The organism is Streptosporangium sp. G12, from assembly GCF_052983175.1.
Genome location: NZ_JBRIQO010000034.1, coordinates 27,011 through 48,728 on the forward strand (window position 1 = coordinate 27,011; position 21,718 = coordinate 48,728).

23 protein-coding genes are annotated in these 21,718 nt (G+C 70.8%); 9 read left to right on the forward strand and 14 right to left on the reverse strand.

Features of this window, described 5'->3' with window-relative positions; genetic code table 11:
- Nucleotides 1–99: 99 nt before the first annotated feature.
- Nucleotides 100–924, forward strand: a complete 825-nt coding sequence (locus ACVCAG_RS38855) for a S1 RNA-binding domain-containing protein (RefSeq protein WP_440085704.1) — start codon at nucleotides 100–102, stop codon at nucleotides 922–924.
- Here the strand turns inward: ACVCAG_RS38855 and ACVCAG_RS38860 are convergent.
- Nucleotides 921–1,262 (reverse strand): hypothetical protein, encoded by a 342-nt coding sequence (locus tag ACVCAG_RS38860; protein ID WP_447191331.1) that lies wholly within the window; start codon nucleotides 1,260–1,262, stop codon nucleotides 921–923. The genes ACVCAG_RS38855 and ACVCAG_RS38860 overlap by 4 nt on opposite strands.
- A 203-nt stretch (nucleotides 1,263–1,465) precedes the next feature.
- On the opposite strand from ACVCAG_RS38860, the gene ACVCAG_RS38865 reads away from it, so the two are divergent.
- Nucleotides 1,466–1,672, forward strand: coding sequence for a hypothetical protein (locus tag ACVCAG_RS38865; RefSeq protein WP_440085701.1), 207 nt, complete (start codon nucleotides 1,466–1,468; stop codon nucleotides 1,670–1,672).
- On the opposite strand, the gene ACVCAG_RS38870 is transcribed toward ACVCAG_RS38865, so the two are convergent.
- Complete coding sequence (locus ACVCAG_RS38870) at nucleotides 1,669–2,085, reverse strand: hypothetical protein (RefSeq protein WP_440085700.1); 417 nt, start codon at nucleotides 2,083–2,085, stop codon at nucleotides 1,669–1,671. The two genes, ACVCAG_RS38865 and ACVCAG_RS38870, sit on opposite strands and share 4 nt — an antisense overlap.
- A 642-nt stretch (nucleotides 2,086–2,727) precedes the next feature.
- On the opposite strand from ACVCAG_RS38870, the gene ACVCAG_RS38875 reads away from it, so the two are divergent.
- The 3 genes from ACVCAG_RS38875 to ACVCAG_RS38885 are packed head-to-tail and all read left to right on the forward strand — an operon-like array spanning nucleotide 2,728 to nucleotide 4,848.
- Complete coding sequence (locus ACVCAG_RS38875) at nucleotides 2,728–3,375, forward strand: TetR family transcriptional regulator (RefSeq protein WP_440085699.1); 648 nt, start codon at nucleotides 2,728–2,730, stop codon at nucleotides 3,373–3,375.
- Entirely contained in the window at nucleotides 3,372–3,587 is a 216-nt protein-coding gene (locus ACVCAG_RS38880) for a ferredoxin (RefSeq protein ID WP_440085698.1), read from the forward strand. Before ACVCAG_RS38875 ends, ACVCAG_RS38880 begins: the two co-directional genes overlap by 4 nt.
- Nucleotides 3,574–4,848, forward strand: coding sequence for a cytochrome P450 (locus tag ACVCAG_RS38885; protein WP_440085697.1), 1,275 nt, complete (start codon nucleotides 3,574–3,576; stop codon nucleotides 4,846–4,848). The genes ACVCAG_RS38880 and ACVCAG_RS38885 overlap by 14 nt, the downstream gene beginning before the upstream one ends.
- A gap of 119 nt (nucleotides 4,849–4,967) precedes the next feature.
- Here the strand turns inward: ACVCAG_RS38885 and ACVCAG_RS38890 are convergent, their stop codons facing one another.
- Complete coding sequence (locus ACVCAG_RS38890) at nucleotides 4,968–5,855, reverse strand: TIGR03620 family F420-dependent LLM class oxidoreductase (RefSeq protein WP_440085695.1); 888 nt, start codon at nucleotides 5,853–5,855, stop codon at nucleotides 4,968–4,970.
- A 435-nt stretch (nucleotides 5,856–6,290) separates the two neighbouring features.
- Here ACVCAG_RS38890 and ACVCAG_RS38895 point away from each other — a divergent pair, with 435 nt between their 5' ends.
- Entirely contained in the window at nucleotides 6,291–7,112 is an 822-nt protein-coding gene (locus tag ACVCAG_RS38895; protein ID WP_440085694.1) for an alpha-lytic protease prodomain-containing protein, read from the forward strand.
- A gap of 68 nt (nucleotides 7,113–7,180) precedes the next feature.
- Here the strand turns inward: ACVCAG_RS38895 and ACVCAG_RS38900 are convergent, their stop codons facing one another.
- From ACVCAG_RS38900 to ACVCAG_RS38915, 4 genes are all read right to left on the reverse strand, one after another.
- Nucleotides 7,181–8,497 (reverse strand): hypothetical protein, encoded by a 1,317-nt coding sequence (locus ACVCAG_RS38900; protein WP_440085693.1) that lies wholly within the window; start codon nucleotides 8,495–8,497, stop codon nucleotides 7,181–7,183.
- Between the two features lie 9 nt (nucleotides 8,498–8,506).
- Complete coding sequence (locus tag ACVCAG_RS38905; RefSeq protein ID WP_440085692.1) at nucleotides 8,507–8,893, reverse strand: hypothetical protein; 387 nt, start codon at nucleotides 8,891–8,893, stop codon at nucleotides 8,507–8,509.
- 76 nt (nucleotides 8,894–8,969) lie between these two features.
- A complete protein-coding gene (locus tag ACVCAG_RS38910; protein ID WP_440085691.1) occupies nucleotides 8,970–9,806 on the reverse strand; it encodes a copper resistance protein CopC in 837 nt (278 codons plus the stop codon).
- Between the two features lie 338 nt (nucleotides 9,807–10,144).
- Nucleotides 10,145–10,576 carry a cold shock domain-containing protein gene (locus ACVCAG_RS38915; protein ID WP_440085690.1) on the reverse strand — a complete coding sequence of 144 codons (432 nt, stop codon included), beginning with the start codon at nucleotides 10,574–10,576 and terminating at the stop codon, nucleotides 10,145–10,147.
- Nucleotides 10,577–10,796: 220 nt separating this feature from the next.
- Here ACVCAG_RS38915 and ACVCAG_RS38920 point away from each other — a divergent pair, with 220 nt between their 5' ends.
- Entirely contained in the window at nucleotides 10,797–11,765 is a 969-nt protein-coding gene (locus ACVCAG_RS38920; RefSeq protein WP_440085689.1) for a threo-3-hydroxy-L-aspartate ammonia-lyase, read from the forward strand.
- Nucleotides 11,766–11,918: 153 nt separating this feature from the next.
- On the opposite strand, the gene ACVCAG_RS38925 is transcribed toward ACVCAG_RS38920, so the two are convergent.
- Together ACVCAG_RS38925 and ACVCAG_RS38930 are read right to left on the reverse strand one after the other, a co-directional pair.
- A complete protein-coding gene (locus ACVCAG_RS38925; RefSeq protein ID WP_440085688.1) occupies nucleotides 11,919–12,137 on the reverse strand; it encodes a hypothetical protein in 219 nt (72 codons plus the stop codon).
- Between the two features lie 27 nt (nucleotides 12,138–12,164).
- A complete protein-coding gene (locus ACVCAG_RS38930) occupies nucleotides 12,165–12,608 on the reverse strand; it encodes a VOC family protein (RefSeq protein ID WP_440085686.1) in 444 nt (147 codons plus the stop codon).
- 187 nt (nucleotides 12,609–12,795) lie between these two features.
- On the opposite strand from ACVCAG_RS38930, the gene ACVCAG_RS38935 reads away from it, so the two are divergent.
- Nucleotides 12,796–13,404 carry a TetR family transcriptional regulator gene (locus ACVCAG_RS38935; RefSeq protein ID WP_440085685.1) on the forward strand — a complete coding sequence of 203 codons (609 nt, stop codon included), beginning with the start codon at nucleotides 12,796–12,798 and terminating at the stop codon, nucleotides 13,402–13,404.
- Between the two features lie 65 nt (nucleotides 13,405–13,469).
- On the opposite strand, the gene ACVCAG_RS38940 is transcribed toward ACVCAG_RS38935, so the two are convergent.
- The 4 genes from ACVCAG_RS38940 to ACVCAG_RS38955 all read right to left on the reverse strand — a co-directional run bounded on the left by ACVCAG_RS38940 (nucleotide 13,470) and on the right by ACVCAG_RS38955 (nucleotide 17,659).
- Nucleotides 13,470–13,826 (reverse strand): DUF1330 domain-containing protein, encoded by a 357-nt coding sequence (locus tag ACVCAG_RS38940; RefSeq protein WP_440085684.1) that lies wholly within the window; start codon nucleotides 13,824–13,826, stop codon nucleotides 13,470–13,472.
- A 295-nt stretch (nucleotides 13,827–14,121) separates the two neighbouring features.
- Nucleotides 14,122–15,204, reverse strand: a complete 1,083-nt coding sequence (locus ACVCAG_RS38945) for a methyltransferase domain-containing protein (protein WP_440085683.1) — start codon at nucleotides 15,202–15,204, stop codon at nucleotides 14,122–14,124.
- A 351-nt stretch (nucleotides 15,205–15,555) separates the two neighbouring features.
- Nucleotides 15,556–16,365, reverse strand: a complete 810-nt coding sequence (locus ACVCAG_RS38950; RefSeq protein ID WP_440085682.1) for an alpha/beta fold hydrolase — start codon at nucleotides 16,363–16,365, stop codon at nucleotides 15,556–15,558.
- 343 nt (nucleotides 16,366–16,708) lie between these two features.
- Nucleotides 16,709–17,659, reverse strand: a complete 951-nt coding sequence (locus ACVCAG_RS38955) for a glucosyl-3-phosphoglycerate synthase (protein WP_440085681.1) — start codon at nucleotides 17,657–17,659, stop codon at nucleotides 16,709–16,711.
- A gap of 131 nt (nucleotides 17,660–17,790) precedes the next feature.
- Between ACVCAG_RS38955 and ACVCAG_RS38960 the strand changes: the two genes are divergently transcribed.
- A complete protein-coding gene (locus tag ACVCAG_RS38960) occupies nucleotides 17,791–20,010 on the forward strand; it encodes a hypothetical protein (RefSeq protein WP_440085680.1) in 2,220 nt (739 codons plus the stop codon).
- 17 nt (nucleotides 20,011–20,027) lie between these two features.
- On the opposite strand, the gene ACVCAG_RS38965 is transcribed toward ACVCAG_RS38960, so the two are convergent.
- Complete coding sequence (locus ACVCAG_RS38965; RefSeq protein WP_440085679.1) at nucleotides 20,028–21,497, reverse strand: helix-turn-helix domain-containing protein; 1,470 nt, start codon at nucleotides 21,495–21,497, stop codon at nucleotides 20,028–20,030.
- Nucleotides 21,498–21,718 lie beyond the last annotated feature (221 nt).

Consider the following 21,718-nt stretch of genomic DNA (forward strand, 5'->3'; position numbering starts at 1 on the left):
CATCGAAGTCGGCAGTGCGCAGCCGAAGATCAAGTGCCATGAATGTACGTCGGTTGGGCACTGGGGCTTCAGGGCTCGAACCTGTCTAGTCTTGGAGCCGTGGGGGCCGTGGAGGAGGAATCGTCCCTTGCCGCGTTCCTGAGGATCGTGAACGTCGGCGATGTCCTCATCGGAACCGTCGCAGAGATCACGCGATCGGGAACGACCGTGCTTCTCGACGCTTTCGCCGGCGCTCCGGTCGGTGTCATCGGCCCGCTCGATCTTTCCTGGGGGTCCTTCGGGGGCTCGGCCGCCGACATCCTTGAAGTTGGCGGCCGGGTCTCTGCCGAGGTGATCGCCGTTGATCTCCCCGAACGACAGGTTCGGCTCTCGCGGTCTGCGACCGAGAACCTCCAACTATGGGCATATCTGAAGTCACTGCGTCCGGGACAGCGGCTGTCCGGCACCGTGGCGGCCATCGAACGCTTCGGCGTCTTTGTCGATCTGGACGACGGACCCGGCCACCCCGTCTTCCCCGGCGTCGGCTTCATCACCATGCCCGAGCTGTCCTGGCACCGCTTCGAGGACCCATCCGAGGTCGTTTCCGTGGGAGAGCACATCACCTGCGAGGTCCTCGTCTTCGACACCCATGACGGCGAAGCCCGCCTATCGCTGCGCGCCACCCGGCCTGACCCGTTCCAGCAGTTCGCGCGCCACGTTCACGTGGGGCAGATCCTGCACGGCCCGGTCACCAAAGTGGTGCCCTTCGGTGCCTTCATCCGTGTGGCAGACGGCATTGAAGGCCTGATTCACCTCAGCGATCTCACCGCCCCGACCCCAGAGGTGTCAGGCGACGCGGTTCGGGTCGGCGACGAGGTCACCGTGATCATTATCGAGATCGACACGCTGCGGCGTCGGCTCACCCTGTCCCGCCCGACGGTCTAGGAACCACGGGTGTCCGACACCTCCCGGGCAGTGAGGAATTCATCCAGCAGCGTGAACAGGACCTGGATGACCTTGGCCTCCTCTTCACCGGTCAGTCCCCACTGCTCCCACCCGTCGGGGAGAGCGATATGGCGCACCTGCCCCTGCCAGCCATGGTTGCAGTCCTGACCCCGTCGAGCGACCAGCCACTCCCGCCAGCCGCTCAGACCAGGACCTCCATGACGCAGCGCGTGCTGGTCATAACCGTCCAGGAAGCCCTCGACCCCAGTAAGCCTCGATCCCACCACGAACATGCCCAACCGCTTGGCCACGTGGGCGAAGTACTCACGTTCACTCATCCCCTCCAGATTCGCCGTCACCAATCCGCCTCCTGACACGTCGCCACCTCGATTTTGATGGCAAGTATCGCCGGGATGTGGGCACTGTCCCCGAAGGTCTCACGCATTCGGATGGGCTGCGTCGCCCAACCATGTGGCTTCGCCGGCAGAACGGCCGGGCCACCACCTATCTTCTGTACGAACAGGCGACCGGCCTCAACTGAGTGGTCACCCTGTCGAAGAACGTCATCCCGGGCACCATCAACGTGGGCGCCCTGCTGCGCGTGCAGAAGGGCGCCCACGGTAACGGCTGGGGCCGCTACACCGTCTACGCCGGCCCGATCCGCCTCCTAGCGAAGAAGAAGCGCGTCGTCTGGGGCGGCGATTTCGCCAAGGCGGCGTGGCAGAGCGGCTGGACCCACTGCAACTAGACCCGCTTCTCGTGCCAGGTGTAGTAGAGGTAGGTGCTGCCGGGCCCGGTCAGCGTGCCGTAGACCTGCCAGAAGCTGTTCGGGGCGAGCGAGAAGCGGAAGACCTTGTCACCGGGCCGGTCGTCCACGAAGGCGGTCTGTGTGCCGTTGTTCCAGATCCGCACTTCGATCGTGAACGTTGAGGTGTCTGGGATGTCGAGGCAGATCTCGTATTCGTACGAAAGCGAGCCGCCGATGTTGTAGCTGCGACCGTCGATGGCCCCTCGCTCCATGTTGGAGGGGATATAGCTGTTGTACGCCCGCGTGTACCCGCCAGTGGAACAGTCGACCGCGGAGGTGGCCGCGGACGCTGGATTGATGCCGGTGAGCATGGCGCCGATGACGCCGATGAGAACGAAGATGGTGCGCTTCATGCCTCTCCTCATCCGTGCAAGTGAGCCTCCGACCAATTAGTTGAAGGCTGAACTGATTCTGATGAGGTTGCCGTAGCCGGACAAGGTCGGGCAGGGATTCCCATAGATTCGAGTCAAACAGGCCACGTTGAGCTGCACCGATGAATCCGCCCTGCTTCCTTCGGCTGAAATTAAGGTGAAAACCGCATGCCAGAGGATTCGGAGGTGGCCGTTGCCTCCCCAACGTCTGGTGGTTACGGTCGCCCGCCGGAAACCGACAAGCCCACAGGCGTGCCGTCACATGGCGGGCTCGCTGGGGGCGTGGCGGCTCTGACCCCCTCACACATCTCCGGGGTCGCGACGACGCCGTACGCCAGTGAGCGGACATCGCCAGACAGTCCCCGCACATCGAGCCCTGGCGACTCGACGAGTGTCCGTTCCGCACCGCCATCCGATCAACCCAAGAGGAGAACCACTCGTCAGGCTGCGGCTCAACCACCAACGCCAGGCGCCGAGGGAGGAACCCAACTCTCATCTTCGATTCCTCACTCTCAAGTCGACTCTCAAGATCCACACCGAACTCTCAAGTTCGACGGCGCCAGACACGGAATGAGGACTCCCGACGCTGTTGACATATCAAATGAACGTTCTTTTAATTGGCGCATGGGGCGTATCGCGGGCGTCACCGCCACCGAGACCCGGGAGCGCCTGCTGCGCGCGGCGGCCGAGGCCTTCGCCCAGCGCGGCTACGACGGCACGCGCGTGGCCGACATCGCCGCGGCCGCGGGGGTGAGCAACGGCGCCCTGTACGCCCACTTCGACTCGAAGGCCGAGCTGCTGGTGGCCGCGCTGCGCGCACACGGGCCGCAGCTGCTGGCCAAGTTGTTCGCCGCCGACCCGGACCGGCCGATCACGGAGTTGCTGGCCGTCGTCGGACGCGGGCTCCCGCGCCGGCGCGCCGCCCACGGCTACCTCATCGTCGAGGCGCTCGTGGCGGCGCGCCGCGACGAGGACGTCGCCCGGCCGATGCGCGACTACGTCGGCGAACGCACCGACTGGCTCGCCGGGCTCGTCCGTGCCGCCCAGAACGACGGCGAGCTGGACGGCGCGCTGTCGCCGGACGCGCTGTCGCACTTCTGCCTGCTGCTCGCGATGGGCAGCGCGCTCGTCACACCCGACCTGCACCCGGTCGACGACGGGGAGTGGGCCGCGTTGCTCGCCCGCGTCGTCGCCGCCCTGGCCCCTGCCGGCACCACGGCACAGACCTCGGTCCCCGCCGGCACCACAGCACAGAGGGGAGCGCCACAGTGAAAGTAAAGATCAACTCCGAGCGATGCCAGGGACACGGTCGCTGCTACGACCTCGCCCCCGGCCTGTTCGGCGAGGACGACGAGGGCTACGGGCTGGTCGTCGGCGACGGCGTCGTACCCCCGGGCGAGGAGCGGACGGCGCGCCTGGCCATGGCGAACTGCCCGGAAAGAACGATCGAGATCCTCCAGGAGGCGCGACATGACCGTCGATGACCGCTTCGACCAGCGGGAATTCGAGGAGAGGCTGCGAGAGCGCCCTGACGGCGTGCGCAACGAGGTCATCACCGGGCCGGTCTCCGACTGGGCGACCGACTTCTCCCACACCGAGCCGGAGTGGGCGGCCGACCCGTACCCGATCCAGGACGACCTGCGGCAGCGCTGCCCGATCGCGCACACCGACCGGTTCGGCGGCGCGTGGCTGCCGACCCGCTACGAGGACGTCGCGGCCATCGCCTACGACACCGAGCACTTCTCCTCCCGGTCGATCGTCATGAGCAACTTCCGGCCGCCGCGCGAGGTGGCACCGGTGGGCGGCACGCCGCCGATCTCCTCCGACCCGCCCTTCCACCACGACGCGCGCAAGCTGCTGCTGCCGATGTTCACCAAGACGGTGGTCGCCAGGCAGGAGCCGGCGACGCGGGCGTTCTGCCATTCGCTCCTCGACGCGCTGGAGGGACAGGACGTCATCGACGCCGCCCGTGACTACGCCCAGCACATCCCGATGCGCGTCATCGCCGACATGCTGGGCTTCCCGCCCGAGGACGGGCCGCAGTTCCGCGAGTTCGTCGAGAACGCGCTGGAGGGCATCAACCTGCCCCCGGAAGAGCGCATCCCCCGGATGGAGAAGCTGTTCAACTACCTGCTGGCGCAGATCCGCGACCACGTCGACAACCCGCGGGACGACCTCACGACCTACCTCGTCAACGCGGAGCTGTACGGCAGGAAGCTGGAGTCGCTCCACGTGGCGGGCACGATGGCGCTGCTCCTCATCGCCGGCATCGACACGACGTGGAGCGCGATCGGCGCCTCGCTGTGGCACCTGGCCAAGACGCCGGCCGACCGCGAGCGCCTGGTCGCCGAACCCGCCCTGCTGCCGACCGCGATGGAGGAGTTCCTGCGGGCCTACGCGCCGGTCACGATGGCGCGGCTGGTCAAGGAGGACATGCACTGGCGCGGCGTCGACATGAAGGCCGACGACTGGGTCCTGCTGTCGTTCCCCGCGGCCAACCGCGACCGGGCCCAGTTCGACCGGGCGGACGAGGTCGTCATCGACCGCGAGGTCAACCGGCACGCCGCGTTCGGCCTGGGCATCCACCGCTGCGTGGGCTCGCACCTGGCCCGCATGGAACTGCAGGTCGCCCTCGAGGTCTGGCTGGAGCGGATCCCGGCCTTCAGCCTCGACGACCCGGCGGCGGTGACCTGGGCGACGGGTCAGGTCCGCGGGCCACGCACGCTCCCGCTCCGCATCGGCTGACCGGACCAGGGACGGGCCTCGCCCCGACCGGCCCCGGGCGTGGGAGGCCCGGGGCACGGGCGGCCCCACCGAGGCGACGGCCGGCCTGGCAGGCGCGGACCGTGGAGCGGGTCCACGGCTCAGCCGTCCAGCGGGAGTGTTTCGGCCAGGCGACGCCACGCGGCGCGCGGCAGGTCGTGGAAGGGGTCGTCGGTCACGACCTGGATCGCGAGATGATCGGCTCCCGCGTCCAGGAAGTCCGCGGCCCTCCCGGCGACGGCGTCGGCGTCCCCGAGCGCGAACACCGCGTTCACCAGCCGGTCGCTACCGCCGTCGCGGAAGTCGTCCTCCTCGAAACCCAGCCGGCGCAGGTTGTTGGTGTAGTTGGGCAGCTTCAGGTAGAAGCGGAGATAGCCGCGCGCGGTGGCGCGGGCGCTTTCGAGGTCGGGATCGAGGACGACCTTCAGCTCGGGGGCGAGCAGGGCGTGCTCTCCGAGGATCTCGCGGGCCTGGGCGGTGTGCTCGACGGTGACGAGATACGGGTGCGCGCCCGCGGCCCTGTCCCGGGCCAGCTCCAGCATCCTGGGGCCGAGAGCGGCCAGAACACGCGCCTGCGCGGGCACCGGATCGGCGGCGGAGTCCAGCGCGTCCAGATACTCCCGCATCGCGGAGTACGGGCGCGCGTACCGCTCGGTGAGGCCCTCGTGGCTCACGCCGAGCCCCAGGACGAAGCGCCCGGGATACTCTCGCTCGAGCGCGGCCCGCCGGGCGGCGACCTCGGCGGCCTCGTACTCCCAGATGCTGAGGATGCCGGTGGCCACGGTGATGCGCGGGGCCGCCTCGAGGAGCGGTACGGCGTGGTCGACGGCCGGGCTCCCGCCGAGCCAGAGGGTGCCGTACCCCAGCGCGTCCAACTCGGCCACCGCGTCGTCGAACGCGCCCGTGTCGGCCGGGCCGTCGCCGCGCGACGCGTTGCTCCAGGCCCCGCTCCAGATGCCGAACCTGCCCAACCGGCTGTCTCGCGGCATGACGACCTCCCTGACCATAGGCGAACATGTCTACTGCCCTCGGTTCTGCTCGCGGGAGCGAGGCGCGGCCACCGGCCCTCCCGCCTGCCCCTTCATCTCCACCATGTCCCGCGGTCAAACCGAGCGTTCGCGCACGCTCCCGGGCGATGCCCGATACTCCCCCCGATGCGAGGAAGTTCGCGAACGCCGCCGGCAACCGGTGAAGTGCCCGATCGGAGCCGGCCGTCGCGGGCGCGGGGAGCGCGACCGGCGGCCTTGACCTGGGCGTACCGGTCCGCCGGCCGGGATCATCCGTCCCGCGTGGCGCCCGGCCTTACCGGCGGGAACCGGCTACGGCTGGATTAAGGTGGCGGTGCCCCTGTCGCGCGACCGGCCCGCGACGCGGGATGGCCTCCCCCCTCACGCTTCGAAAGCCGAGGTCGAGGAGAGACTCACATGTCCCGCAGCCACATCGCCGCCACGGGGTGCGTCCTGGTGATCACCGCGCTCACCCTGACAGCCCTTCCGGCCGTCGTCGCGCACCGGGCGGCGGGCGCCGCCCCTGTCCCTGCGCCTGCTCTGATACCTTCTCCCGCCGTCACCACGCCCAGGCCCTCGGGCGGTGCCGCACTCACCCCGGCGGCTCCCACCCCGACGGCCTTCGCCCCGACGGTCCTCACCCCGGTGGCCCCGCCTCAGACGGCGGCGAGCTCTCCCCCCGCGATAAACCTGCCGCCTGGCGTCATCGAGGCGCTCCAGCGCGACCTCGGTCTCACCAGGAGGCAGGCCGAGACCCGGCTGCTCAACGAGATCCGGCTGGCACCGGTCGAGGCTCGGCTGCGCGAGGAGCTCGGCGGCCGCTTCGGCGGCTCCTGGTTCACGGGAATGCTGGCGCAGACCCTCGTGGTCGCCACCACCAGCGCCGCCGACATTCCGAGGATCATCTCCGCGGGCGCCAGGGCCGAGGTCGTCCGCGTGTCGCTGGGGACGCTCAAGGCGGTCAAGCGGAAACTCGACGAGGCCCTGTCCACCCGCCCGATCGGGGAAAGCGTCCGGTACATCGACGTGCGGAGCAACAAGGTCGTCGTCCTGTCCAGGCACGTCTCGGTGACCCAGAACGTTCTCAAGTCCATCGGGGTGAACACGGACCTGGTGGTCGTGCTGGCCTCCCAGGAGGACCCGCGTCCCGTGCACCTTGTGGAGCGTCCCCGGTACGGCCCCAAGGGGGCGGCGCCTACCACATCGGGGAGAACCGCTGCTCCGTCGGCTTCCCGGTGACCCACTGGACCCGCTGGACCCGCGGGACCCACGGGTAGGAGGGCCGATCGGTGGCAGGGCGGGGCCGGTCAGCCCGCGAAGAGGAGAAGCAGGCCCACCACCGTGTAGACCACCATCAGCAGCAGGAGGGGAATCTGCCCGAGGACGGCGGTGCGCCGCGGGAACAGGGCCAGCGCGCGGTCGTGGGCGAGCACGGTGCCGACCACGTGACCGACGACGATGACCGTCACCTGGAGCATGGCGATCCCGGCCGGGGAGGTACCGGCCGCCTGCACGGTCCACCCCGCGGTGCCCAGCCAGTCAGCGCCGGTGACCAGCGGATCGGAGAGCAGGGCGAGGGTCCGCTGCCCCTCCAGGAGGAGAAGCGTGTAGTAGTGGGCGACCACGTACCCGACGGCGATCGGAACCACCGCGTGGGCGAGCTCGCCCGCCGTCGTCCCCGGCTCCGCCGCGCCCCACCGGCCGGCCAGCGAGGTCGCGCCGCGGTACGCCGCGAGCACCAGGCCGATGACGGTGAGCAGGCCCACCGACCCCATGACCGGAGCCGGCACCGAACTCTCCTGCACGAAGCGCACCCAGACCGGGGCGTTGGAGAGACTGTCGTACATGGTGGAGCCGAGGAGCACCACCACCAGCACCGTCAGCCCCGGCACCGGCCGGAGCCCGGCCATGCCGTCCAGCGAGTTACGCCAGGTCACGACGCCGTCGGGGCGTCTTGCGATCGGGGCGAGCCGGCCGACGAGGGTGCTGTAGACCTCGAACGCGTCCGCGTGGTCGAACCAGCGCGACCCGAAGAGCACCGCTCCCCCGAGCATGAACACGACGTAGGCGGCGAGCCAGGCCCCGATGACGGGCAGGGTGGCCCGCTCGGGGGCGACCAGTTCCAGCCAGACGAAAGCGAGGAGACCGCCCGCGGCGGGCCAGTAACCCAGCCCGCCCGGCAGCGGGCGCAGCCCGGTGGCGGGGTCGCGCCCGAGCCCCTTGCAGGCCAGCAGGTGCAGCGTCCGCAGCGGGTTGAGGACCGGCCACACCGGCCCGAACAGCAGCGAGAGCGGCACCAGGCCGACCCAGAACAGGACGTAGAACACCCCCGCCGTGGGGTTCTCGACCTGGTCCGGGCCGAAGAGCAGGCCCACGCAGAAGTACGCCGCGGCGACGAGCCCGGCGGCACGCCAGAACCACGGCCACGCCCGCGCGGACACCACCCCCTGGACGACGGAGGCCAGCGGGCGGGGACGGCGGACGTCGGCGCCCAGCCGCGGCTCGGTCCACAGGGCGCCCAAGGCCACGAACGACACCAGCAGGGCGAGGATCGCGCCGGTCAGCGCGGCCTCGAAGGGGATCGGCAGGTCCTGGCGACCGCCGATGCCGTGAGCCAGGAACATCACGCCGGCCTAGCGCACCACGAGCTGGAAGAGCTGCAGCTTCGAGTCGTGGGTCTCGACCTCGAACAGCCCGTCCCGGTCCGCGACGAACTCGATCGTCGCGGGGACGCCCGGCTTCAGGTCCGCCGCCTTGTCGTAGCCGTGGACGTGCGCCTCGTCGGCCGCGTCACCGGTCACCGTGATCCGTACCGTCTGCCCCTTGGTCACGTCGATCCGTCCGGGCGGGGGCGTCACCTGCCGTCCGGCGATGGTCACCGCGATCTCCTTGACCGTCGAGGCGCCGGGGGCCGCGCTGGGCGAGCCGCAGGCCGTGGCCATCGGCAGGGCCATCAGCAGGGCCACGCCGAGCATGAGCGCGGCGAGCAGCGGGCGGCGGCGGGCAGGGGGTGACGTCATGGCTGTTCTCCTGGGGGGTGGGGGTGTCAGGCCGGCGCGGAGGCGGCGAGCCGGCACGGCGGCGGGGGCGGGCCGGTCAGCGTCGCTTGGCGCTCTTGACCGCCTTGGCGCCCTTGGCGCTCTTGGCCGCCTTGCGCGACGCGGTCGCGGACCGGCCAGGAGGCGTTCGCGCGGGTGGCCCGGTGGGACGCCGCCGGACCTCCGCGCCGCGGGGCGACGGCCTCCGTGCCGCCCGGACCACCATGAACGCCACTCCGACGACGAGGACGGCGGGCAGCAGCCACACCGACAGATCGAAACCCGAGGCGGCCTGGGGCGCGTTCGAAGCCGCCGCCTGCGGCGTGGTCTGGGGGGTGGCGGGGGCGGCCGCTCCGGCCGACGGTACGGCGCTGGGTTCCGCCGGGTTGAGCAGCGCGGGGTCGGGCTCGTTCGTGGGGGCCTTCCAGCCCTTGGGCGCCTTCGACATCTTGCCCTTGTAGGTGAACTTGACCTCTCCGGTGACCTTCTCGCCGTCCGAGGCGACCGACATGTAACGGGCGACGTACAGGCCCTGCTCCGGCCAGTACGCGACCGGGACCATCGCCGGGAACCCGGTGTGGTAGAGGTTCGGCTGCCAGGTGCCGTCCACGAGGTTGTACTCCGTGACCGGCTCGTCGAGGCGCTTGGGCTGCCCGTGCGACCACGGCTGGTCGACGCGGGCACCGCTGGGGGTGGTGACGGTGAAGTACGCGTTCGGGGCGGGCTTCTCGGTGAAGTAGAGCGCGAGCGACTCCATCGGCTCGGTCACCGTGCTGTCCTTGGCCGGCGTCGACATCGCGAGCTGGCCGTGCGCGGACGCGGGCGTCGCGAGGGCGGTCAGCGCGACGCCGGCGACGACGGCCAGCACGAGCAGCTGACCCAACCAGCGCGCCATCGCCACCTCTGCTCTCCACCGGGAAGGCCCACTGGCCCTGGAAACCGCGGGCGATTCCGACCGCTCAAGGTCAATTCCCGTCGAGAGTAGCCGCTTTTGTCCCATATGAACAGAACTTGGGTGCGCATCCGACCAAAGAGCGTCCGGGACTGTGAACCACGCCGTCCCGCACCCGTTCCGCGACGCGCGGCGGCTTCGAGTGGGACCGCGCCGTCACCCCGAACCAGTCGCGCCGGTACGTCGACGGGCACGTCGCCGGAGCCACCACCGACAGCGGCGGGCAGAACCCGGATCGCGCCCACCGCGATCCGGGTCACCGGAAGGCGCGCCGGCCGGCCTCAGTCGTCGACCCAGCCGTGGGACCGGGCGAACGCCAGGAAACGATGCCTGACCTGCCCGATCTGCGCGCCCGTCAGCGTGGGCGCGTGCTCGATGAGCAGCTCGGTCACCGCACCGCTGAAGGACTTCGCCGACAACACGTCGCACACACCGTCGTCGTCACCGAGCTGCTGCGGGGCGGCGGTGGCGACCGGGGACGCCGCCGCGACCGGCCGCCGGACCGGCGGCGGGTCCAGAAGGGTGACGGTCGAGACCTTCAGGCCGCGCTCGCCCTCCATGACCTCGTACTCCACCCGCAGACCGGGCTGGACGGCGTGCCGGCTCTCACCGAAGTCGTTGGCGTGGAAGAACACATCCTCGCCCCCGCCGACGGCGGCGATGAAACCGTACCCGCGCACCTCATCGAAACGAAGAATCGTACCGACTGCCACAACAACACCACCTGCACAGAGAATCGCACCGCTTCACTGTCACTTTCCGGAACTGTCCGGACAGTGAGTCCGCCTGCCTGTCACACCGGACGACCCGATGCTAGACCGGACGGCGCGCCATGTCCGAGCCGATTCCATGACACCGCCCGGTACACCGGCTGCCCGGCGGGGATGGCAGGCTTCGGGTCCGTAGCCGTGCCCCGAGAAGAAGAGGTAGCCGATGTCCCCGTCACCGGCGTCACCGACCTATGACGACGTCCTGAGCGCCGCCGCCCACATCGCGCCGCGGGCCCATCGCACCCCCGTGCTGCGCTCACGCCGCATCAACGAGAGCGTCGGCACCGACGTGGTGTTCAAGTGCGAGAACTTCCAGCGGATGGGCGCCTTCAAGTTCCGCGGCGCGTTCAACGCGCTGTCGCGGTTCACCCCCGACCAGCGACGCTCGGGCGTGGTCGCCTACTCCTCGGGCAACCACGCCCAGGCGATCGCCCTCGCCGCCCGGCTGCTCGACATCCCGGCCACGATCGTCATGCCGCACGACGCGCCGGCCTCGAAGGTGGCCGCCACCGAGGGGTACGGCGGGCAGGTCGTCCGCTACGACCGCTACACCGAGGACCGCGAGGAGATCGGCCGCGCGCTGGCCGCCGACCGCGGCCTCACGCTGATCCCGCCGTACGACCACCCCCACGTGATCGCCGGTCAGGGCACCGCCGCCAAGGAGCTGTTCGAGGAGGTCGGCGACCTCGACGCGCTCTTCGTCCCCCTGGGCGGGGGCGGCCTGCTCTCCGGTACGGCGCTGTCGGCCCGGGCGCTGTCGCCCGGCTGCGCGCTGTACGGGGTCGAGCCGGAAGCGGGCGACGACGGGCGGCGGTCGCTGCGCGAGGGCTCCATCGTCCACATCGACACGCCGAAGACCATCGCCGACGGCGCGCAGACCCAGCACCTCGGCGCCCACCCCTTCGAGATCATCCGCCGCGAGGTCGACGACATCGTCACCGCCACCGACGCCGAACTCGTCGACGCCATGAGGCTCTTCGGATCCGTCATGAAGATCGTCGTCGAGCCCACCGGCTGCCTCGGCCTGGCCGCCGTCCGCAACCTCGCCGCCGAGCTGAGGGGGAAACGGGTCGGTGTGATCGTCAGCGGGGGCAACGTCGACCTGGAGCGCTACGCGTCACTGCTGGCCTAGTGACCGGGCCCCGGAGGACGTCGGCGATCGCGGGGCCGGAGGGTGCCGGCCCGTCGTCGTCGTACGGCCTGGACGCCGGCACCCGGATCTCCGGTTTCCCGTCGTCGTGACGGGAACCCGTCGCCGGCACGGTCGACGGCTGTGGCCGGCCGGTCAGGCCGACGGGCCGACGATGCGGTAGCCGCTCTCGGCCAAGGTGCGGGCCATGTGCTCGGCGTACCACTGCGGCCAGTCCTCGTCGTGCCGTCCGCCGAGGACTTCCGCCTCATGGACACCGTGGGCGGTCGCCGCCCGCTTGAGGACGTCAAGGATGATCTCCGTCGTCGTGAGGTCTCGCACAGGACCCGCGTTCGGGTCTGTCGTGGGTTCCATCGTCTGCTCCTTGTCCGTTCGACCGGTTCAGCGGCCGGGGGCGCGGGTGACGACTTCCTGGAGGATCCATTCGTTGCCGTCGGGATCGTCGAACGAGGCGAAGGAGCCGTAGTCGGCGCGATCGGGATGCGGTCCGGCGACGCGGTTCGCCGTGCCGGCGTGGTGGAAGACGCCGTCGGCGTCGTGCCAGACCTCGCTGACCTCGGCGCCGCGGGCGAGCAGTTCGGCACGGGCGGCTTCGATGTCGGTGACGATCAGGTGCAGGCCCTGTGCCGATCCGGGGGCGGCCGCGGAGACGCCGGTCCCGAAGATGATCGACGCTTCCGACCCGGGCGGGGTGACCTGCACGACCCGGAAGTCGCCGCCGCCGGGGAAGTCGGCGTCCAGACGGAAACCAAGCTTCTCGTAGAAGGCCTTGGCGCGGTCGACGTCGGAGACGGGAATGACCAGAACTTCGAGTTTCAGATCCATGATGTCGTTCTCCTTGATGCGGTGATCGGGGAATGCGGTGAGCCTTGGTGAAGTTGTCGTCCCGGCCGGGACGCGAGGGGGGGTCGTTCCCGGTACTGGAATCCACCGGAGTCACAGCCGCCGGGATCGACTGTTAATTAGATGATAAGCGTCATATCATGACGCCATACGGAAGGCGCGATGACACATGAGCAGGGCCTCGCGGGCGGACGCCGCCAAGCACCGGGAAGAGATAGTGGCGGCGACGGCACGACTGCTCCGCGAGCGCGGCGTCGGCGGCGTGAGCGTGCAGGACGTCATGTCGGCCGCGGGCCTGACGCACGGCGGCTTCTACAAGCACTTCGGCTCGAAGGACGAGCTGATGGGGATCGCGACGGACTCCGCGTTCGGCGAACTGGCCTCCTTGCTGCGACAACTGCGCCAGGACCACTCCGACGGCGCGGAGGCGAGGTCGGAACTGATCTCCAGCTATCTGTCGTCGAAGCACCGTGATTCACCCGGGACCGGCTGCGCCAACGCCGGCATCGCCGCCGACGCCGCCCGGGCCGGGAGCGGAAGCCCGCTGCGCGTCTCCTACACGACCGGACTGCGAAACACGATCGAGCTCCTGGCGGAGCTTCAGGACCCGCAGGTCGCCGACGACGGCACGGCACGCGAGCGGGCGATCGTGTGCCTCGCCACCATGGTCGGCGCGATGACACTCGCGCGGGCGGCAGCCGATGATCCCGTGTCGGACGAGATACTTCAGGTCGTCCAGGACACCCTTCTGCGGCGCGGTGGCGCCCACTCCCGGTGAGGCCTCTCGGCCCTGTCGCGCGACCTGCTTCATGACGGGCGAGGGCGATCCGGGTCGCCGCCCGGTCACCTGCTCGTGGCCGCGATCGCCGCGCGGACCTCGCCGGCGAAGCCGGCGACCGTGAAGCCCGCGGGGAGGCTGTCGACGAAGACGAGATCGGAGATCGAGTTCATGGTCCGAAGGGGCAGGATCTCCTGGTAGGCGGAGGAGTTGTACCAGTCCGTCGCGGCCGCGCGGTCGGGGAACTCGATGAGCACGACGGAGCCGGGCCAGGCGCCCTCGATCACGTCGGCACCGCCCTGGGCGAGCCACCTGCCCCCGAAGGGTTCCACGGTGGCCTCCACCTGCTCCAGGTACGCCAGCCCCTGCTCGTTGGGGACGTCACCCGGGATTCGGAGGTGATTGATGAGATAGGTGCTCATGAGAGATCTTCCTGTCCGTATTAGATGTTGTACATAATCTAAATTATGCCGAGGGAATCTGCGAATTACGTGATGAACGTCATATATCGGTCAGGCGTGGGCCGTGACCGTCCCCGTGGCACGGCCTATCACGGGGCGAGTCGTCCGAAAGACCCGAGACAGGTCATCCGCGAGAGCACTGCGGCGGGCACGACCGTGCCGAGCGTCACGGTCCGAGGGATCGCGACGTCGTCGATCGTCACCACGTCGGAACGACCCCGCGGCCGAGTACTGTCGGCCCGCCGTTCGACGATGATCACCGTTTGACGTCGTATACGCGGTTGGTGAGGGTCTCCGTGACGAGTCTCCACCTGTGCAGGCCCGCCTCATCGGCGATCTCCCTCATGATCTCCTCGCCCGCGTGGTTCCCCAGCGCGTACGGACCCTTCTGAGCTGTCGCCGCCGGCAGGCAGAGCGTGGCGGAGGTGGACGCGAAGGACCGGCCGATCGGGTTGATGCTGTCCAGCGGATTGTCCGAGGTGTTCGGTTCGACGACCATGCAGCTGCCGTCAGGGGCCAGCGTCTGCCTGACACGGCGGAAAGCGCCGCCGGGATCACCGAGATCGTGCAGGCAGTCGAAGAAGGTGATCAGGTCGTACTCACCGCCGGGGAAATCCTGAGCGGTCGCGACCGAGAAGCTCACCCGGTCGCCGAGTCCCTGCTCCGCCGCCGTGCGCCGGGCGGCCTCGATCGACGGGCCGTGGAAGTCGAAACCGTGGAACCGGGACTTCGGGAACGCCTGAGCCATGAGCAGCGTGGTGTGGCCGAAGCCGCACCCGACGTCCGCGACCGACCCGCCCCACTGCAACATGTCCACGACACCGTCCAGAGCCGGCAGCCACTCCCGCACCAACGAGGCCGCGTAGCCCGGACGGAAGAACGCAGCGACCCCTTCGTACAGCTCCGGCCCATGCTCCTGCCAGCCCACGCCCTCGCCCGTGCGGTAGGCGTCCACCAACGCGTCCTCGGTGGCGTAGAGGGAGGCGAGCATCGTGAAGGCGCCGACCGCGTACGTGGGCGCCGCCGGGTCCGCGAGGACGGCGGCATGCTCGTCCGGCAGCAGATAGGTACTCGTCCCGGGTTCGTAGAGCACGTACTCGCCGGCCACCTGCGCCGCCAGCCACTCCCTCACGTAACGCTCGACCAGCCCGGTGCGCTCGGCCAGTTGCCGCGATGTGAGAGGTCCGGCTCCGGCCATCGCCGTGTACAGACCGAGGCGGGCGCCGATCGACGTGGCCAGCCCCGCGAACGCGGCACCGCTGTCGACCACCACGCGTCCCAGGAACTCCGCGAGGCGGTCCTGATCAAGCTCTTTCCTGGTGTCCGTCACTGTCTTCACCTGTCCTTGGTCGTGCCGGGCTCGCCGTCCGCGGGTGAGGAGGTCGTTGTCCCGTGGCGCTTCCGGCTGTTCATGAAAACGTGCGGCTCGGGGTCGGCGGCATCGGGAGGCACGACGATCGCACCGCGCCCGGCTTCGCTCCCGGCCGCGAACCGCGCGCGGTTCGGTCCCGGTGTACGGACACTCCGGCGCCCGCCCCAGTCTCACCTCGACGTGGAGCGGCCGGTCCTCCGGGTCCGCGACTTCGACGTACGGCGTCCCCCTGTGGTCGACACGTGTCACCGGCGCGCGAGCGGGGCGTCCCACAAGGTGCCGGAGCCCGTCCCCGCCGGAGCGAGGGCCACCGGGCGATCAGGCTCCGGCGGCGTCGAGGATGAGATCGGTGACGGCGTCGGGGTGGGAGAGCGGGGAGACATGGTTGGAGTCGATCTCCACGGTGTGGGAGTGGGCGCGTTTGGCCTCGAAGCGCTGGAGGGCGGCGGGGATGGCCTTGTCCTGCCTGGAGACCAGGACCCAGGAGGGGATGGTCCTCCAGGCTGCCACCGTGGCCTTCTCCGTGAACGCTGAGGCGACGATGGGGCGCTGGGAGGCCGCCCCCACGGCCAGGTCCTGCGCGGGGAAGTCGGGCGCGACGATCCCTGCGAACCTGTCGGGCCGGAGGTAGAGTTCGGTGCCCTTGGTGCCGTCGGCGTTCTGGAACGACACGGACTTGAGTGCCGCGTCGAGCTCGCTGCCCGGGAACCTCGTCACCAGTTCGCCGAGTGTCTCACCCTTGTCGGGCATGAACGCGGAGACGTAGACCAGCGACTTCACCTGGGGGTTGCGGGCGGCCGCGTTGGTGATCACCGCTCCACCGTAGGAATGACCGACCAGCACGATCGGGCCCTTGATGCTCTTCAGGATGCTTGAGGTGTAGGCACCGTCGGAGACCGGCCCCCGCAGGGGATTGGCGGTGGCGACGACGGTGTAACCGTCCTTCTGCAGGAGTTGCGTAACGCTGTTCCAGGTGGAGGCGTCGGCGAACGACCCGTGCACCAGAACCACGGTGGGCTTCTTCGCCGTCGCGCGGTGGATTTCCCCGGCCGCGCCCGCCGGAGTGGCGACCACGGCGGTGAGGGCGGCGACGGCGCCGAGCAGGGCGAGCGGGCGGGCGGGCTTCATGGTGACTCTTCTCTGAGATTCATACGGCCGGTCACACGCGAGGGCCGCACGCGAGCCGGGGAGGTGCCGACAGCGGGCGTGGAGTGGCCCCCTCGGCGCCTCGGGCGCCGGATCGGGATGTCGGGCCGGGAGGTCCCACCAGTGGTGGGCGCACTTCTCCGGAGGCCCGTTAGGTGATGAATGTAATCTATCCCTTGAAGATGGCCGCGGCAATTTAACTGTCAGCCATCATCTAAAAATGGGACGACGGCAGACGCCGAACGCGTCGCCGACGACGGAACCCGGGTCGGCCGTCGGCGCGTCGCCACTCCGCCGCCCGTGCCGATGCCGGGCCACCGCGTGCTCAGCGGGCGGAGCGGTAGGCCGGGATCGTGACCATCGGGGGGCGTTCGGCGACGGCGACGTCCCGGACGCTCACCTGGTGGCCGTCCGCGCCCCGGCGGAACTGGGCGAGGCTGGGAGAGGGCCGGTGCAGGGAGACCATCATGTTCTGGCGTTCCAGGCGTGACCACGAGGTCTGCAGGATCTGGGCGGCCATCCCGCCGAGCGCCTCCGTCGACTGGTGGGAGTGCACCCGGCGGCCCAGGTCGACCTGGGCCAGGGCGTCGAGACCGGCGAGGTCGAGCAGGTCGATCAGCAGGGCGAGTTCCACCCCGTAGCCGGTGACGAACGGGACGCTCTCCAGTACGGACCTGCGCCCGGCGTACTCCCCCGCGAGGGGTTGCACGAACCCGGCCAGCCGCGGCCAGTGCAGGTTGAGCAGGGGGCGCGCGACCAGCTCGGTGACCCGCCCGCCGCCGCTCTGCACGTTCCGCAGGGGCCGGTCGTAGCAGCCCTTGACGTAGACCACCGCCGGGTCGGCGAGCAGCGGGCCGAGCAGCCCGGTCACGAAGGACGTGCGGAACTCGCGCAGGTCGGCGTCGACGAAGACCAGCAGGTCGCCGGAGGTCGCGGCGAGGGACTTCCAGAGCGCCTCACCCTTGCCGTCCAGCGGTTTGAGATCGGGCAGGACCTCGTCCTGGGCGATCACCGTCGCCCCGGCCCGCGCGGCGCGCGCGGCGGTGTCGTCGACGGAGCGGGAGTCGATGACCACGAGCTCGTCGACGAGCGGCACGGCCTCCATGAGATCGCGGCGGATCGCGGCGACGATCTCCCCGACCGTCTCCTCCTCGTCGCGGGCGGGCAGCACGACGCTGATCGTCGTCTCCCCCTTGGCCCTCAGCAGCTCCGGCAGCGCCCAGTCGGCCGAGGATGAGGTGCGCCCGCGTAGCCACGCCTCGACCTCAGGCAGCACGACCCGTCCTTTCCATCACCTCGGTGGTTAGGGGTATCACCTTATGTGGCGCCGATTCCGCACACCTACCGGCTCCCGTCCCCATCGCGCAGGTGGGAAGATCAGTCCAGTCCGGAACGAGGGGGGACGGCATGAACCCGGTAGCCGTGATGCGGGCGGCGCGCGGCGTCCGCGACGAGCTCGACAGCTTGATGGGCGGCGCCTCCGGCGAGCTTCGCGACCGGCTGGATCCGCTGCTCGCCGAGGCGGGCAGCCGGCCTCCCGGGCAGCTGGCCGACGCGGTCATCATGCTCATCGCCGAGTACGGCCCCGCCTGGGAACGGCTCACCACGCTGCTGAGCCTGGACCGGGGCATCACCGCCGAACAGGTGCTTCCCCTGCTGTCCCAGGGAGCGGGCGCCGAGTCCGGCCCGCACGGGGGCGGCGGGAGCAGCCTCAGCCCTCCGACGCCGGGCGGCGCGGGTCCCACGCCGCCCTCCTGGGGCGCGGCGCCGCCGACCGGTACGGACCCCTCCGGCCGGGATCCGGCCGACGCTCCGCAGACCGCCGCCTACACCCCGGACTGGACGCTTCCCGGCGCGGAAGGGCAGGGGCATCCGGCGCCGGGTCCCGGGCGGGCACCGCGGGACCGGGGCGGGGACCCGCGCGACACCGAGCGCGACAACGGGTACGGCGACATGCCGTCCACCGGCGCCATGAGCGCCGACTGGCTGCGTCCCGACCAGGTGTCGGACCCCGCACCCCCCGTGCCCCCCGTGTCCCCCCAGTCCCCGCCGTTCCCGTCGCCGTCGTCGTGGCTGTCGCAGGAACCGTCGCAGGAACCGCCGTTCCCCCGGCCGTCGCCGTCCCGGGAACCGCAGGCCCCCCAGACCCCATCCCCATCCCCGCTCCCGGGGACACCACAGGCCCCCCAAGGGTCACCGTCACCGCCACCGTCGCCGCCGGCACCGGCCGAACCGCCCGCCGTGGCGCCGGCTCCCACCGAGGGGCGGGGCCCCTCGGTCCTCGACCGGCTGACCGGCGCCTTCCGCAGGCGGCGCAAGGAGACGCCCGCCGTGGCGCCGGGATCGGAGTGGAAGGGGATCCCGCTGATCGAGTCCCCCGCCGAGGCGGTCGCGGGCTGGGGTGCCGAGGTGGCGATCGGCGTCGCCCCCGGCCAGGGGCAGGACGGCACCGCGACACCGCGCGAGCCGCTCGACCTGGACATCCAGATCGTCGCCGAGGGCTTCGACGCGCCCGGCGGGTGGCGGGTGCGGCTGCGCGCCGACGAGACGGCACCGTACCCGCGCGCCGCGGTCAACCTGATCGCCCTCGCCCAGGAGGAGCCCGAGGTCTCCCGGCAGATCCAGGCGACCTACACGGTACGCGGCCAGGTGATCGGGTTCGGCCTGCGCGCGATCACGGTCCACGGCTCGCCCGGCAGCCTGAGCGGGCACGAGGCGCTGGAGCCGGTCTCGGGTACCCGCATCCGCCCGGCCCTGATGGGCGAGCCCGCGGACGTCACGGCGATCATCGTGCACGGCGACAGGCCGGGACGGCTGTGGTGGACCTACCAGTCGCCGCACTTCGTCACCCCCGACCGCGCCGAGCTCTGCGACCTCGGCACGCGGGCCTCGGAGTTCGGCGGGCGTCTGACGGGGCGGGGCCGTCTCTCCGAGGAGCTGGGACGGGAGGTCGGCTCGCGCGTGCCGTGGGGTTTCTGGGAGTTGCTGAACGCGGTGGCCGGCCGGGTGGCGCCGCGCCGCCCGAGCGTGCTGATCCTCTCCCAGGAGCCGCACGTCCCCTGGGAGCTGGCCGTGCTGGAGCATCCCTACGACCCCTCGCTCCCCGGTTACCTGAACTGCCAGACGGTGACCGGCCGCTGGCCCCTCGGCGGGCGGCGTCCCGAGCTGCCCCCTCCCTCGGACGCGCGTGCCGACCGCGTCGCGGTGGTGCACGGCGAGGCGCAGGCGCACCCGCTGGTGACGGAGTACGGCGCCACGCAGGTCTCCCCCGCGCTCGGCGACGTCCTGGGCGTGCTCGGCCAGGGTCCCGAGGTCGTCCACTTCACGGACGGCGGGGCCGCGTCCGAGGTGCTGGGCCACGATCTGGCCGGGAGCCCGTTCGTCTTCCTGGAGGAGCCGGGGGACGCCCGGGCGTTCCTGCTCGCGGGCGCGAGCGGGGTCGTCGTCCCGCTCTGGTCCACCGGTGGCGGGCCGGCGCCGGAGTTCTACCGGCGCTGCTTCGCCGGTGAGCCGCCGGCCGAGGTGCTGCGGTCCATGCGCGCGCAGGCCCCCGACAGCGCGGGCGCCTACCAGTTCCACGGCCACCCGTCCCTGACGTTGCACCGGACCGCCCCGCCCGCGGGGTGAGGCCGGGACCCGCGCGTTCAGCCCGCGGCGTGGCGCTCCAGGAAGGTGTAGACGTCGGCCTCGTCCACCCCGGGGAAGGACCCGGGCGGCAGCGCGGCCAGGATGTGGGAGTTGCCGCGGGCCGAGGGCCAGGCGTACCCCTCCCAGCGCTGGGTCAGCTCGGCGGGCGGGCGGCGGCAGCAGTCGCCGGTGGGGCAGCCGGACTTGGTGCGGGTGGTGACCTCCCGGCCGCGGAACCAGCGCGACTCCCGGTACGGGACGCCCAGGGTGATGGCGAAGTCGCGCTCACGTGAGATGTCGACGTGGGCGAGACAGAAGTAGGTGCCGGTGGGCGAGTCGGAGTACTGGTAGTGGACGGAGAAGCGGTCGGGTGACAGGAAGACCTGGCGTCCCGACCACTGCAGGCACATGCGCTGGCCCTCGATCGCGCCCTGCTCGTCGGCGGGGAAGACGATGCCGTCGTTCTCGTACGCCTTGTAGATGATCCCGTCGGCGTTGTTGCGGACGAAGTGGCAGACCAGGTCCAGGAAATGGGTGGCCAGGTTGGTGAAGCGGTGCGCGGCCATCTCGTAGGAGACGGCGAACACGTCGCGCAGGTCCTCCACGCTCAGCGCGCGGTCCTTCTTGGCCTCCCGCAGGTACGGCACGGCGGCGGCCTCGGGCACCAGGACGGCGGCGGCGAAGTAGTTGGCCTCGGTCCGCTGGCGCAGGAAGTCGGCGAAGTCGCGGGGCCGGTGGTGGCCGAGGGAGAGGTGGCCGAGGGTCTGCAGCAGGATCGTCCGCGGGGTGTGCATGCCGACCTGCTCGTGCTTGACGTAGATGCGCCGGTTGCGCAGGTCGGAGATGGAGCGCACGGTGCGCGGCAGGTCCTGGACCGTCTGGACGGTGTAGCCGAAGTGGCCGACCAGCGCCTGGACCGTGCTCTGCGACAGCGCGCCCGAGCGGTAGCCGACCGCGGCGAGCGCCTCGGCGGCGGCCTGCTCGATCTCCGCGAAGTAGTTGCCCTGCTCACGCTGCTTGCGGCGGAGCTCGGCGTTGGCGGCGCGGGCCTCCTCGGGGGTGGCGGTCCCCCTGGCCTGACGTGAGCGCAGCTCGCCGTAGAGGCCGAGGATGTGTTCGAGCACGTCGTTGGGGACCCGCGCGGAGATCTTCAGCCTGGCCAGGCCGAGCCCGGCGTACAGGGGGTCGCGCTGGGCCTCCTCCAGGGCCATCTCCAGCTGGGCCCGCCGGTTGGGGGCCTGCCTGCGGAGCAGCTCCTCGATCGGCACGTTGAGCGCGGCGGCCAGGGACTTCAGCAGCGACAGCTTCGGCTCGCGCTTGCCGTTCTCCAGCAGGGAGAGCTGGCTGGGCGCGCGGTTCACGCGTTCGCCCAGGTCGGAAAGGGTGAGGCCGCGCTGCTTGCGCAGGTGTCTCAGCCGCTGGCCGAACGCGATGAGATCGAGCTCCTGCGTCAAGGAAAGCGGTTCTTCACCCACCAAAGATGCCATGACCCGATGCTAAACGAAATTTCCGAGGAAATTTCATCTCCTTGCGGGTCACCCGGACGGATGTCGCCGCACTCGTCCTGGAGCGTCCGCCGCGCTCGCCGCCGGAGCCCGCCGGGCGCGCCCGCGCGGGGGCTCCCATGACGAGGTAGCGGTAGGCGGGAGTGTCGCCCCGCCGGGCGCGCCCGCGCGGGGGCCCCGGTCCACCGGTGGCGATCACCGCG